This window comes from Dinghuibacter silviterrae (genome assembly GCF_004366355.1).
In the GTDB taxonomy this organism is placed as follows: domain Bacteria; phylum Bacteroidota; class Bacteroidia; order Chitinophagales; family Chitinophagaceae; genus Dinghuibacter; species Dinghuibacter silviterrae.
Genome location: NZ_SODV01000001.1, coordinates 2,675,071 through 2,687,231 on the forward strand (window position 1 = coordinate 2,675,071; position 12,161 = coordinate 2,687,231).

Annotated in this window: 16 protein-coding genes; 9 read left to right on the forward strand and 7 right to left on the reverse strand. The window is 57.6% G+C overall.

Going from position 1 to position 12,161, the window contains the following annotated elements:
• The first annotated feature begins 74 nt into the window (after positions 1 to 74).
• The gene (locus EDB95_RS11720) at positions 75 to 473 is read left to right on the forward strand and encodes a hypothetical protein (protein ID WP_133993792.1); all 399 of its coding nucleotides are present in this window, start codon (positions 75 to 77) and stop codon (positions 471 to 473) included.
• Here EDB95_RS11720 and EDB95_RS11725 read toward each other — a convergent pair.
• The 5 genes from EDB95_RS11725 to EDB95_RS11745 are packed head-to-tail and all read right to left on the reverse strand — an operon-like array spanning position 459 to position 3,847.
• Entirely contained in the window at positions 459 to 1,034 is a 576-nt protein-coding gene (locus tag EDB95_RS11725) for a 4'-phosphopantetheinyl transferase family protein (RefSeq protein ID WP_133993794.1), read from the reverse strand. The two genes, EDB95_RS11720 and EDB95_RS11725, sit on opposite strands and share 15 nt — an antisense overlap.
• Positions 1,031 to 1,282 carry an acyl carrier protein gene (locus EDB95_RS11730; protein WP_133993796.1) on the reverse strand — a complete coding sequence of 84 codons (252 nt, stop codon included), beginning with the start codon at positions 1,280 to 1,282 and terminating at the stop codon, positions 1,031 to 1,033. The genes EDB95_RS11725 and EDB95_RS11730 overlap by 4 nt, the downstream gene beginning before the upstream one ends.
• Positions 1,275 to 2,555 carry a beta-ketoacyl-[acyl-carrier-protein] synthase family protein gene (locus EDB95_RS11735; RefSeq protein ID WP_133993798.1) on the reverse strand — a complete coding sequence of 427 codons (1,281 nt, stop codon included), beginning with the start codon at positions 2,553 to 2,555 and terminating at the stop codon, positions 1,275 to 1,277. Before EDB95_RS11735 ends, EDB95_RS11730 begins: the two co-directional genes overlap by 8 nt.
• Positions 2,552 to 3,019: a 3-hydroxyacyl-ACP dehydratase FabZ family protein gene (locus EDB95_RS11740; RefSeq protein ID WP_162852565.1), complete on the reverse strand. Its 468-nt coding sequence runs from the start codon at positions 3,017 to 3,019 to the stop codon at positions 2,552 to 2,554. The genes EDB95_RS11735 and EDB95_RS11740 overlap by 4 nt, the downstream gene beginning before the upstream one ends.
• Positions 3,020 to 3,043: 24 nt before the next feature.
• Positions 3,044 to 3,847 carry an SDR family oxidoreductase gene (locus tag EDB95_RS11745; protein WP_133993800.1) on the reverse strand — a complete coding sequence of 268 codons (804 nt, stop codon included), beginning with the start codon at positions 3,845 to 3,847 and terminating at the stop codon, positions 3,044 to 3,046.
• A 110-nt stretch (positions 3,848 to 3,957) separates the two neighbouring features.
• Between EDB95_RS11745 and EDB95_RS11750 the strand changes: the two genes are divergently transcribed.
• The 8 genes from EDB95_RS11750 (at position 3,958) to EDB95_RS11785 (ending at position 10,167) form a co-directional block, all read left to right on the forward strand.
• On the forward strand, positions 3,958 to 4,425 hold the full coding sequence (locus EDB95_RS11750; protein WP_133993802.1) for a hypothetical protein: 468 nt from the start codon (positions 3,958 to 3,960) through the stop codon (positions 4,423 to 4,425).
• 64 nt (positions 4,426 to 4,489) lie between these two features.
• On the forward strand, positions 4,490 to 5,332 hold the full coding sequence (locus EDB95_RS11755) for a hypothetical protein (protein ID WP_133993804.1): 843 nt from the start codon (positions 4,490 to 4,492) through the stop codon (positions 5,330 to 5,332).
• A gap of 7 nt (positions 5,333 to 5,339) precedes the next feature.
• Positions 5,340 to 6,488 (forward strand): beta-ketoacyl-ACP synthase III, encoded by a 1,149-nt coding sequence (locus tag EDB95_RS11760; protein WP_133993806.1) that lies wholly within the window; start codon positions 5,340 to 5,342, stop codon positions 6,486 to 6,488.
• A 1-nt stretch (position 6,489) separates the two neighbouring features.
• Complete coding sequence (locus EDB95_RS11765) at positions 6,490 to 6,897, forward strand: hypothetical protein (RefSeq protein WP_133993808.1); 408 nt, start codon at positions 6,490 to 6,492, stop codon at positions 6,895 to 6,897.
• On the forward strand, positions 6,887 to 7,906 hold the full coding sequence (locus EDB95_RS11770; RefSeq protein WP_133993810.1) for a BtrH N-terminal domain-containing protein: 1,020 nt from the start codon (positions 6,887 to 6,889) through the stop codon (positions 7,904 to 7,906). Before EDB95_RS11765 ends, EDB95_RS11770 begins: the two co-directional genes overlap by 11 nt.
• The gene (locus tag EDB95_RS11775) at positions 7,903 to 8,664 is read left to right on the forward strand and encodes an ABC transporter ATP-binding protein (protein WP_133993812.1); all 762 of its coding nucleotides are present in this window, start codon (positions 7,903 to 7,905) and stop codon (positions 8,662 to 8,664) included. The genes EDB95_RS11770 and EDB95_RS11775 overlap by 4 nt, the downstream gene beginning before the upstream one ends.
• Positions 8,657 to 9,910 carry an ABC transporter permease gene (locus tag EDB95_RS11780; RefSeq protein WP_133993814.1) on the forward strand — a complete coding sequence of 418 codons (1,254 nt, stop codon included), beginning with the start codon at positions 8,657 to 8,659 and terminating at the stop codon, positions 9,908 to 9,910. The genes EDB95_RS11775 and EDB95_RS11780 overlap by 8 nt, the downstream gene beginning before the upstream one ends.
• Positions 9,907 to 10,167, forward strand: a complete 261-nt coding sequence (locus EDB95_RS11785) for a phosphopantetheine-binding protein (RefSeq protein WP_133993816.1) — start codon at positions 9,907 to 9,909, stop codon at positions 10,165 to 10,167. The genes EDB95_RS11780 and EDB95_RS11785 overlap by 4 nt, the downstream gene beginning before the upstream one ends.
• Here the strand turns inward: EDB95_RS11785 and EDB95_RS11790 are convergent, their stop codons facing one another.
• Together EDB95_RS11790 and EDB95_RS11795 are read right to left on the reverse strand one after the other, a co-directional pair.
• Positions 10,168 to 10,872, reverse strand: a complete 705-nt coding sequence (locus EDB95_RS11790; protein WP_133993818.1) for a hypothetical protein — start codon at positions 10,870 to 10,872, stop codon at positions 10,168 to 10,170.
• Positions 10,869 to 12,104 (reverse strand): phenylacetate--CoA ligase family protein, encoded by a 1,236-nt coding sequence (locus tag EDB95_RS11795; RefSeq protein WP_133993820.1) that lies wholly within the window; start codon positions 12,102 to 12,104, stop codon positions 10,869 to 10,871. The genes EDB95_RS11790 and EDB95_RS11795 overlap by 4 nt, the downstream gene beginning before the upstream one ends.
• Between the last annotated feature and the right edge of the window lie 57 nt (positions 12,105 to 12,161).

The following is a 12,161-nucleotide window of genomic DNA, read 5'->3' on the forward strand; positions in this document are numbered from 1 at the left end:
GCAGGCGTAACGCTTTGACAATGTGGGAGTAACAGATTGGCATTGCTTTCGATGCGGAGATAGAAAGTATTGCCATGACCAAGATTGCTGCCGTCAGCCTCCTGACGTACCTCTTCGTATGCGGTTGTAAGACCACGGAGACGCCCACCGAAAGGGCCTCCGCTTCCCTGGACAACAAAGCCATCGTGATGAAAATCGTTTGCACCCCGAACAACCACCTGGAACAAGACATCGTGTTCCGGCTCAAGAACCGCCTTGGGACGGACATCGAGACAAAAGACCTCATGGAGTCGGTCGAGATCCATGCGCTTTTCCCGCTCTCCCGGACGCCGTTGTACAAGGTGCAGGACCTGGAAACGGACCTGAAACAGATCCCGGGGGTTATTTCGGTAGACCTGAGCTGGAGCGGGGTACCGGCGGACGGGAATCGTCCGTTTACGGACGGAAGGGGGCGGCCGTTAACTGCCAACTAGGGCGTAGCCGGCGTAAGCGCCATGGTGGGAGAAGGAGAGGGGCGCCCCCGGAGCGGGGCTCGCAGCCCCTGCTCCGGCGGCCGCCGGCCCTACGAGCGTCGGGCATCCATCGTAGCGGCGCTCGACCGACCAACCGGGGCCAAGGTCGGAGAGTAACAACCGGCGAACGGCCGCAGAGGGATCCTCGGCGGGGCCCACGTGGGCAAACCCGCACCTTACCGGCGCCCCATCGTGCGCGACGGACACGATGTACCCCGGAAAAACGGAAGATCGCGTCTGATAAAGACGCCCCTCCCAACGCACAACCGCATGAAGCGACGCGTCCAGCGACGAAAGCACCATCCGTGTAGGAGAAAACGTCATCCCCGGCTGCCACCGGCACGCATACTTATACACCGCTTCCTTGACCGACCAGCATAGCCAGAGGTACTGATGAAAGGACAAGGAAGCCGGAACGGTGCGTTCGGCGGGGGCAAGAATCTGTTGGTAAAACCGCGGACGGGCGTTGCGGTGGGGATCGGTGAGGGAAAGGTCGACTATATCATAGCCGATGCTCCTCATTGGGCCATCTTTTCCTGGATGACGTCGATGCAATTGCCGATGGTGATCATTTTTTCGGCGGAGTCGACGTCTATTTCGATTTTGTATTTGGCTTCGGCATCGATGACGATATCCACCAGGTTCGCCGAATTGATCTTGAGGTCGGTGATGAGGTTGGTGTTCTCGTTGACATCCTGGAGCAATTCCTTGTTTTTGATGTAGGGGGCCAGGACTTTCTTCAATTCTTCTAAGATCGCGTGTCTATCCATGTTCATTCCATTTAGTGAATATCAAGCAGGCATTGACGTCTCCAAAACCAAAGTTGGCCTTGGCGACGGTATTGATCCTGGCGGGCAGGCTGGTGGTCGGTATTCTTTCCATGTCTATCCTTTTGACGATCTCGGGGTTCGGATCTTCCAGGTTGATCGTTGGGTGAATAAACTGGTGGTGGATCTGGAGGACCGTGGCCACCGATTCGATCGAGCCGGCGGCGCTGAGACAGTGGCCGATCATCGATTTTAGCGAATTCACCCACGGAAAATTAGTTTCTTTTCTGTCAAGCGCCAAAATCCAGTTCTGGATCTCGGGGAGGTCGCCCAGCGTGGCGGTAAGGTGCCCGCTGATGAGGTCGATGGACGCGGGGTCGGTTTCGGTGGCCCGCAGGGCTTCCCGGATACAACGGACGACGCCTTCGGCATTGGGGGCGGTCATCGAACCACCTCCTCTTTGTCCCCCTGAATTGGTGGCCCCGCCCTTGAACTCGGCGTAGATACGGGCGCCCCTGGCGAGTGCGGTGTCCATGTCCTCTAAGATGAGGGCACCGGCGCCGGAGCTGGGGACGAATCCACCGGCGGTCCGGCTCATCGGGCGGGAGGCTTTTTCGGGTTCCCGGTTGAACTTCCGCGACAGGACGCGCATGGCGTCGAAGGCGCCGAAAATATAGGTGTCCACGTATTCGGTGCTCCCGGCGATCATGCGATCGGCCAGGCCATGGGCGATGTATTCATAGCCCATGAGGAGGGCCTGCGAACCCGTGGCGCAGGCGGCGGAGTTCGTCACGATTTTATTGGCAAGGCCGAGACGGCCGGTGATATAGGCGGTCACGCCGCTGTTCATGGTTTGTTCGACGACCCTCGACCCCAGTTTTTTGGCTTCGAGCGCGTCGACCTTTTGCATAACGTTGGCCATCAGTGCGGAGTCGGCGGTGCTGTTGCCAAACACGATCCCGGTGTCCCAGCGGGGCTGTTCCGTCTCCATGATCAGACCTGCGTCGTTCCATGCCTCCGCGGCGGCCTGCAGGCCATACCCGATGCCCATGCCCCGGAGACCATGAAAGGTCACCTCCGGAATAAAGTCCTTGAGGTGTTCCCAGTCGAAGGGAGGCCGGCCGGTGACCTGGCAGAGATACTTGAGCTGTTCGAATTCGGGCATATACCGGAGACCGGAGGTGCCGCTGCGGATGGCCTCCAGGAAAGAAGGCACGTCCTTCCCGTTGGGGGACACCACACCCAGACCGGTGACGACCACGCGTCGTTTTTTCATGGGACGGGTTGGTTTACGTGCTTGATCACGCCGCTAAAAATGCCTTCGGCGATGCGTCTGCCTTCGCTATCGGTCATGACGACCATGCATTTCAATTTGCCAAAGCGGAAATATTGTTTTTGGGAATGGACATATACGGTATCGCCGGGCAGGACCATTTTGTGAAACGACACTTCGGTGGAGGTCAGCAGCGGATACAACAGGTTGGCGTCCGCGCCGCTGGGACCCTGGCCCCGGACCACGAGGTATATCCCTAAGGTCACCAAACCAATCTGGGCCATGATCTCGGTCAGGATAACGCCGGGCGTCACCGGGTTCCCCGGGAAATGATCCTCGTAAAAAAAGGCGTCCTTCCGCAGGGTGAATTCGCCCTTCACTTCGTCCTCGCTCAGATAGGTCAGCCGGTCCACAAACCGAAAGGTGGATTTATACGGCAGATGATCCAGGATGTCTTTATACATCATATCGTTGTACAGGCATGGGTTGAATTACAGACAATGTTCTCCGCCGTCTACGTGCAGAAGCGCGCCGTTGATCCAGGCGGCTTCTTTCGTACAGAGCAGGTATATAGCGTTGGCCACATCCGCCGTGCCGGTCATGCGTCCCAGCGGATTTCTCCGGGCGGCGTGTTCGAGCAGTTGTTCGCTACCCGGTATCCTTTCCAGGGAAGGGGTTGCCGTAATCCCCGCCTGTATGAGGTTTGTCCTTAAACCGTATTTCGCAAACTCCACCGCCATGTAGATGGAGAGGCTTTCCAGGGAGGATTTGGCCATCGACACCGCGCCGTATCCGTCCCAGTAACGGTGGGCGCCCCCGCTCGTCAAACCGATCACCCTCCCTTCCGGCACGAACAATCCCTCGTGTACCAGGTCCCTGGTCCAGTCTAGCAAGCTCGTGGACATGGCGTACGTGGTCACCGCCAGGTCTTCATGGGAGAGGACATTTTCCCCATCGCCCGTGACGAGGGGTTTTAAATTCCCCCTGGCGATGGAATGCAACAGCAGCCTTACGACCGCACGGCCGCCTCTTTCGGCGGCAAAAGTACGGATGAAACCCCGCCTGCTCTCTTCGTCAAGGGCGTTGGTGTTATACGGAAGGAGTTCGACTTGATGTTCGGTAGAAAGTTTATCCAGTTTTTCCCTGATCTTCCTGTCCGCCGCCGCCGTTTCCCTGTAAAGAACGGCCACGTTCATGCCCGATGCCGCCAGCTTCTCCAGCGTGGCCAGGCCAAAACCGCTGGAACCTCCTAGAATTATGCCCCACTCATCGGTAAAGGGTTGTTGATACGTCATATTCGGGCCAACAAAATAACGGAAAAGTTAAGTAAATTCGCCCGATAAATGTCGCGGCAGCGGCCTAAGCGGACAATTTAGGCCGCTGCCGCGACAAGCGCTATTGATGAATGATATTAAGAATAGTTCTAATACTGCTATCTATCCTCGGCACGACCTCCGGAGACCTGGACCGGGCCGGGTATTACGCAGTGTTCGCCAAAGGCAACCTACAGCAGATCGACCAGGAGTTGGACAACATCAGGAGCATCGACTTTCCGGGGAAAGAGGGTTTCGAGGGGGCGTTGCTGATGCGCAAGGCAGGGAAACGTTCGAATGTAGCAGACAAGCTGAGCGACTTCAAAGCCGGTGGTAAGAAGCTGGAGGCCGCGATCAGGGCGGACAGCACCAATGTCGAGTTTCGTTTTTTGAGGCTTTGTATCCAGGAAAATGCGCCGCACTTTCTGGGCTATCATTCGGACCTGGACCGTGATAATGTGTATGTTAGCCGTCATTTCAAGCAATTGACCTCCGTAGTACAAGACGCGATCAGGGCGTACAGCCAGCAGTCCCATGTGTTGAAGCTGGATAACCAATAATCTTCCCATGCCAAAAAGAGTTTTAGCGATCTATTATTCACAGACGGGACAATTGGGTGATATTATGGCTCGGTGCACGGCACCGCTTTCCGCAGCCGGGGTCACGGTGGACACGGTGGTGCTCCGCGCCCGGCCGGATTATCCTTTTCCCTGGACCTCCCAACAGTTCTTTAGCCTGATGCCGGACTGCGTGTTGAGCGTGCCTGGCAGCCTGGAGCCGTTCTCCTTGGGGGCAGAGCGCTACGATTTGATTGTGTTTGGGTACCAGCCCTGGTTTCTTTCCCCGTCGATACCGGTCAATACGTTACTGCATAGTCCCGCTTTCCAGTCCGTGTTGAACGGAACACCCGTCGTCACGGTGACGGGTTGCCGGAACATGTGGATAGGCGCATTTATCCGGCTCAGGTCGGCGCTGGAAGAAAAAGGTGCACGGCTCGTAGGGAACATCGCGCTTGTCGACCGGCATCCCAACCTGGTGAGCCTGCTCACCATCATGCACTGGCTTTTTGGTGGGGCGAAAACACGCTACCTGAACTTTTTTCCGCTTCCGGGTGTTTCCGAGACCGATATTGCACGCATGGAGGACTATGGGCGCCTGATCGTTCCGGCGCTTCAAGAAGATCGCTGGGAAGCGCTGCAACCCGCCCTGGTCGCGGCGGGGGCGGTAGAAATAAAACCGCACCTCTTTTTTATCGAACGCAACGGGGCGCGGATTTTTGGCATCTGGGCCAACCTCATCGTCCGCCGGAAAAACCGGAAACCCTGGCTTGTCGCGTTCAAGTGGTACATCATGGTCGCCCTTTTCCTGCTGGGGCCGCTGGTATACGTAATTACTCAATTGATCATAAGGCCTTTGTTCCATAAGAAAGTATCCGCCACCCAGAACCATTATCTATATCTAAACTAAACAATGCATGTCCCTAAGCCCAGTATATATTACCGGCACGTCAATTTTCCTACCAAATAATCCCGTACCCAGCGAAGAGATGGAGGATTACCTGGGTTTTATCAACGGCAAGCCGTCGAAATCCAGAAAGATCGTTTTGCGGAACAATGGCATCGAGACCCGTTACTATGCCCTGAAAAAAGGAGGCGAACCCACGCACACCAACGCCGAGCTCGCCGCGGAAGCCATCCGGGGCCTGTTCAAGGATGACCCTTCGGGGATGACCAAGATCGATGTCATGACATCGGGTACGTCCTCTCCCGACCAGCTCATGCCCTCCCATGGTGTCATGGTGCACGGCTGTCTGCCCGAACTGGGCGCGATCGAGGTGATTTCCCCCGCGGGCAATTGCTGTGCCGGGATGCACGCGCTAAAATATGCCTACCTGTCGATCCGTTCCGGGGAAGCGCACCGCGCGGTCAGCTCCGGTTCGGAACTGATGAGCCTGGTCATGCGTTCCGGGGTGTTCGAGGAAGAGGTGCAACACTTGATCGATCTTCACGAAAACCCGTATGTCGCTTTTAAGAAAGAGTTCCTCCGCTGGATGTTGTCCGATGGCGCAGGAGCGTTCCTGCTGGAAGATAAACCGGCGGCGACCGGTTTGAGCCTGCGGCTGGATTGGATCGACGGCGTGTCTTATGCCGGCGAGATGGATACCTGTATGTACCAGGGGGGCGAAAAGGACGAGGAAGGCCATTTCAAAGGCTTTAAGCTGTACGATTCGGAAGGACTGATCCACGAGTCGGTGTTTAGCGTCAAACAGGACATCGGTTTGCTGAGCGACAACATCGTACCCCTGGGCGGCCGCAAGGTCAAAGAAATCTTCGAACGCCGCGGCCTCACCGTGGACGACGTGGACTGGTTCCTGCCCCACATCTCCAGTGAGTTCTTCAAGTCTAAAATATTCGAGGTGATGGAAGTGCTGGGACGGGGAATTCCCTACGAGAAATGGTTCATGAACCTGAGCCGGCTGGGGAACGTGGGTGCGGCCTCCATTTACCTCATGGTACACGAGTTGCTGCACTCAGGCAAATTGAAAAAAGGAGAGCGTTTGTTGTTACTCGTCCCCGAGAGCGCGCGGTTCTCTTATATGTTCGCGATGTTAACCGTCGTATAATATGAAACAGGAAGACGTTCCACAGGACAACGGCGCCCTGGGCAAGATGACCCGGGAGGTATGCTATGCCACCGACAAGGAGGGCAAGTATGTCACGGAACTCAGCACCGGCTGGTCGGTGAAGACAGATGCCCTCGACACCGCCTGGCACGAGATCGAAGAACGCGTGGCCAAGGCCCGCGAAAAGGTCCTTGCCGGGGAGGCCAGCCCGCTTCTTTTTTTTATGGAAAGGCGCCTCATGGACATGCCCACGCTGGTTGCGTATACCGGCTTTTGGAAGTGGCGCATCAAAAAGGACCTGACCGCAAAAGGGTTTGCGCGTCTGTCTCCCCGCCGGCTGACCCGGTACGCCGAGGCTTTTGCCGTCAGCGTGGAGGACCTAAAAAGTATGACCTTTCATGAAGACTGAATTTCATCACCTGCAGTCGGCGCACTGTGAAACGGGTGTGACGACGGGGCTGATGCACCATATCGGCATCGACAAGATCACCGAGCCCCTGGCATTGGGCATAGGCGCCGGCTTGTTTTATATCTACATCCCTTTTATCAAGATCTCGAACGGGCCTGCGATTGCCTTCCGGGTCATGCCGGGGCTTATCTTCAAACGCGTGTGCAAGGCGCTGGGGATACCCGTGGTACGCCGGAAGTTCGGAAGCCGCGAGGAAGCCGCCAGGGCCCTGGATCAGCAGCTTGCCGCCGGTCAGCCCGTCGGTTGCCAGGTGGGGGTGTATTACCTGACCTACTTCCCAAAGGAATATCGCTTCCATTTTAACGCGCATAATATCGTAGTGTTCGGTCGCGAAGAAGACCGCTACCTGGTCAGCGATCCCGTGATGGAAACGACGACCTCCCTGAGTGCGTATGAATTGGAAAGGGTGCGCTTTGCCAAGGGCGCCCTGGCGCCCAAAGGACAGCTCTACTATCCCGTGGGCGGACACCAGGTGACGGACGAACAGATCGCACGGGCGATCCGAAAGGGGATCAAAAACAATGCTTTTGCGATGTTGCACATCCCCGGTCCTATCGCGGGAATAAGCGGCATCCGTTATACGGCGCGTCGCATCCGGAAGTGGCGGGACAAGCTCGGTCTTCACGACGCCGGCCTGTACCTGGCCCAGCTTGTCCGGATGCAGGAAGAAATCGGTACCGGCGGCGGTGGCTTCCGCTATATGTATGCGGCTTTTCTACAGGAAGCCATGGCGTATACGCCTCACCCGTCGCTCCCGTCCATATCGGCCATGTTTACCCGCGCGGGCGACCTCTGGCGGACCGCCGCGGTCCAGGCGGCGGGGATCTACAAGGGGCGGTTGGGGAGCCAGGAAGACTTTGACAAGATGGCGGATTATTTGATGGAGATTGCGGATATAGAGGAAGAGGCTTTTCGGGCGTTGGCAAACATCAAATGGGCGGCCCCATGACATCCGTCTCCGTGACATCTGGCGCCTCCGCCATCGACATCAGCGGCCTGAACTTCCGCTATCCTCGCGCGGAACGCCCGGTGTTTACCGGCCTCTCCCTGCGCGTCCCCGAGGGCCGTCGCTTCGGCCTCTTCGGCCCCAACGGCGCCGGCAAAACGACGTTGATGAACCTGATGACGGGCCTGCTCTCGTATAAAGAAGGCAGTATCCAACTGTTCGGCCGGGAGGCCGGTCGCGGGACCCGGTCTCTTTTTGGCTTCGTGCCCCAGGATTTCTCGTTTTACATGGAACTCAGCCCCTGGCAAAACCTCGAATTTTATGGGGCCTGGTACGGGTTATCGGCCAGGGAAACCCGCCGCCGCGCCACTCATTTACTGGATGTCCTTGGGCTGTCAGACGTCCGTCACCAGCCCGCGCGTCAATTTTCCGGAGGAATGAAGCGCCGGTTGAACCTCGCCATAGGCGTCATCCACGAACCACGCCTTCTTTTCCTCGACGAACCCACCGTGGGGGTCGACGTACAAACGGCGTACGCGATCATGCACTATCTCGAAACGCTTAACACCCGCGGCACGACCCTGGTCTATACGAGCCACCAGCTCGACGAGGCGGAACGGCTTTGCCAGACCATCGCCCTGATCGACCAGGGGGCTATTCTCGCCGAAGGGGCGGTGCACACCTTATTGGCCGAACATAAAAAAGAAGACCTCCGGGGTCTTTACCTGGAACTCACCGGAAAAGCGTATCGCGATGTATAGGCTCTGGGCTACGATACAAAAAGATGCCCGGATCATGCTCCGGGACAGGATCGGGATCCTCCTCATGTTCGGGATGCCGCTTGTGCTCGTGCTCATCGTCACTGCCATCCAAAACGCCGCCTTCGAAGCGACGGGGTCGGGGAAGATGCCGCTGCTCGTATGCAATAGGGATACCGGTGCGGTGAGCCGCGCGTTTTTGTCTGCCCTGACGTCCTCAGGAATGTTCGAACCGAAATTTGTCGCGGGCGACGTCGCCGGACACGTGCATGCCAAAGAGGCGACGGTCGGGATCGAGATCCCCGCCCGGTTTTCGGACGCGCTACAAGCCACGGCCCATGCCCTCGCGGGCAAGGCCCTGCACTCTTTCGGCCTGGAAGGCGACACCGCTTCCGCCAAGGGAGCCCCTCCCGTCTCGATCTTTGTAAGCCCCGTCCTCCAGGGCGCCATCCGCCGCTCCGTCTCCAGCGGCATCAGCGGCGCCCTTCAGTCCCTCGAAAGCCGCCTCGTCCTCCGGGAGGTCTTCCAGTCGATCAACAACAAGCCCATGCCCGATTCGCTGGAACGGGCGCTGCTCAACGGCTCCGTGGGGCTGCAAGAGGTGGTGGTCTCCGGCGTCCGCGGACCTTTGAATGCCGCCCAGCACAACGTGCCCGCCTGGACGCTGTTCGCGATGTTCTTTATCGTGATGTCCCTGGGCGGCAGTATGGTGAGGGAAAAAGAAAGCGGGAGTTTCATCCGCCTCAAGACCTTGCCGACCAGCTATGCCGTGGCCCTGCTCTCCAAGCAGCTCACGTACCTGGGGGTGACGCTGGTACAGGCGGCGCTCATTTTTGCGATGGGGCGTTGGGTGTTTCCCTTGTTTTCGCTCCCCGCATTGCACCTGCCGCAAGACGTCGGCGCGCTTTTCGTGGTCACTTTGCTGTGCGGCTGGTGCGCCGTCAGCTACGCCATCTGCGTGGGGGTTTTTGCCGCCACCCCGGAACAATCCAACGGCTTTGGGGCCGTGTCCGTCATCATCCTGGCGGTGATCGGCGGGTTGATGGTACCCAGTTTTATTTTGCCCGACGCCCTCAAGGCGTTCATGAACGTATCCCCCCTGCATTGGTGCCTGGAGGCCTACTATAGCCTGTTCCTGGATGGCGGTAAACTCCGGGATGTTTGGGTAAATATTATACCTTTAACCGCCGTAACCCTCGTCCTTCAAGCCATAACATGGTGGGGGCTCCGGCGAAAAAATCTAATATGAGCGATCAGCTGAAACAAACCGTAAAAGAACAGATTGTATCCTTTTTGAACCTGACGTCCGTCCAACCCGGGGACATCAAGGACGATGAGCCGCTCTTCGGCGAAGGCCTCGGGCTTGATTCCATCGACTCCCTGGAACTGATCGTGCTCTTGCACCGGGAATACGGGATTTCCATCAACGACCCCAAAGAGGGGCGCAAGGTCCTCGTGGATGTAAATACCATGGTGGATTACATCGAGAAGCACCGGACGAAATAGCTACTTTCTTATCGTAAAAAGCGCATTATCCAGCGTCGTGTCCCGGATGTCCGTGACCTGAAAGACCACCGATCCCGTCGACATGGAACCGTCCGGCATGGTCCAGGGAACCGGAAACTTTATACTCATGACCTCGTAAGGAAAGTCCCTGACGAAACGGTTCAGCGGGGATTCGATGCCCGTCGCTTCCTTTGTGAAAAAAAAGGTGATCCGGGCGCTGTCTTTGGAAATGCCTTCTCCTTTGATGCAGGGTTTGCCCGCGATCGTTACCGTGGGCGTTTTTTCCAGGTGAGTCACGTCAAGGGCATTGCTGTCGGTCACCCTGTAAAAGAGTTCGAAGGTTGCTTCGGCCAGGGGCAATTGCCGGCGCAATAACGTGTCGTCGCTGATGGGAAAAGTATATACGGTCCGGGTCGTCCTGCCGATTACATAAGCGGGATGCAGCATCCTTGCAAAAAGGGTGGTGGTCAGCGAGGCGTTTTTAACTGACTGCGTCACGACCGTTCGGTACGTAGCCATGACGGTGTCATCCATTCTTAAGATACTGTCCGGGCTTATATAATACGTATAGATATAATCACTTTGTACATGGGCCGGCCATTCCGCGGCCGTATCGCCGGGCCGGTACGGGCATTGCGCGATACGCACGACACCTTCGCGCCGTCCGCAGGAGATCAGAAGTAAGGCAACAAAAAGGTATCTCATCGTTTATCGATAAACTTAACGATTTTCCGCGACGTCTCCGGAAACTGCATCTTCTGCAACTCCGGCGCGGCCACAAAGCGGACGTGCGGGCTGACGCGCAAACGCGCCTGGAGATAGGCGCGGATCTTGCCGTGGCACTCCTCCGTATCGGCCGCCGGCAGGACGTGGAGCAAGACCTCGTCCAACCCCAGTTCGTTCGCATAGACTTCCACTACGAAATCGACGACTTCTTCCATCTCGTTAAGAAGATCAAACAGCGCGGGCGGGTAAAGGGTCGTCCCCTTGAACTTGATCATTTGTTTGCGTCGTCCGAGGATCGGGCTGAGACGGATGCTGGTCCGCCCGCAGGCACAGGGCTCTTCGAAGTACATACACACATCCCCGGTCTTGTAGCGGAGCAGGGGCATGGCTTCGACCCCCAGGGTCGTGATCGTGAGCTCGCCGGGTGTACGAGGCCCGACGGGTTGATCGTTGTCGTCCAGGATCTCGGCGATCAGCAGGTGTGGCTGGAGGTGCCCGCCCTGTCCCTCACCGCATTCCGTAAACGCGGTTTGCATCTCGGTGGAGGCGTAGGTGGAGTATAGGTCGATGTCCCAGGCTTCCTTGATCTTGCGCCCGATGATGTTGAGGGTGAAGTCGGCGTTGCGGATGTTCTCGCCTATGCAGATCGCTTTGCGGACGCTGGTGGCGGCCAGGTCGATCCGGTGTTCTTCGGCATAGCGGATGAGCTTCAGGATAAACGACGGCACCGCCACGATAGCCGTGGGCTTCAACCGCCGGATGGTTTCCCATTGCAGGGAGGGCACACCCGGACCCAGCCGGATGATCCCCGCCCCGAGTTTCCGGATCCCCGAATAGTACGCCATCCCCGCCATAAACTGCCGGTCCAGGGTTAGCATCAACTGGTAGACGTCCGAGGCGCTGCCGTCGGCGCAACGGAACGATCCGTATTCATTGTCCGCGAGCCGGAGGAGGTCGTTTTCCGTGAGGGGAACGATCACGGGACTGCCCAGCGTGCCCGAGGTGGACGTGTATTCGATGATCTTTGACCGGGGTACGCACAAAAAATCGTCCGCCCGTTGTTGCAGGTCTTCCTTTGTTGTGACGGGGATGCGGGCGAAGTCCGTTCCATGCTTTGTCAGCAGCTCCCGGTAAAACGGGGAATGCTGCTGCAGGTATGCCAACAGTTCCTGGAGTTGGGAAGATTGTTCCGCGCTGATGGGTATGCTCATAGCTGATAATGGGGCGGCCCGCGGGCCGCCGGGGTGCGCAAAATACGGCATTTATTT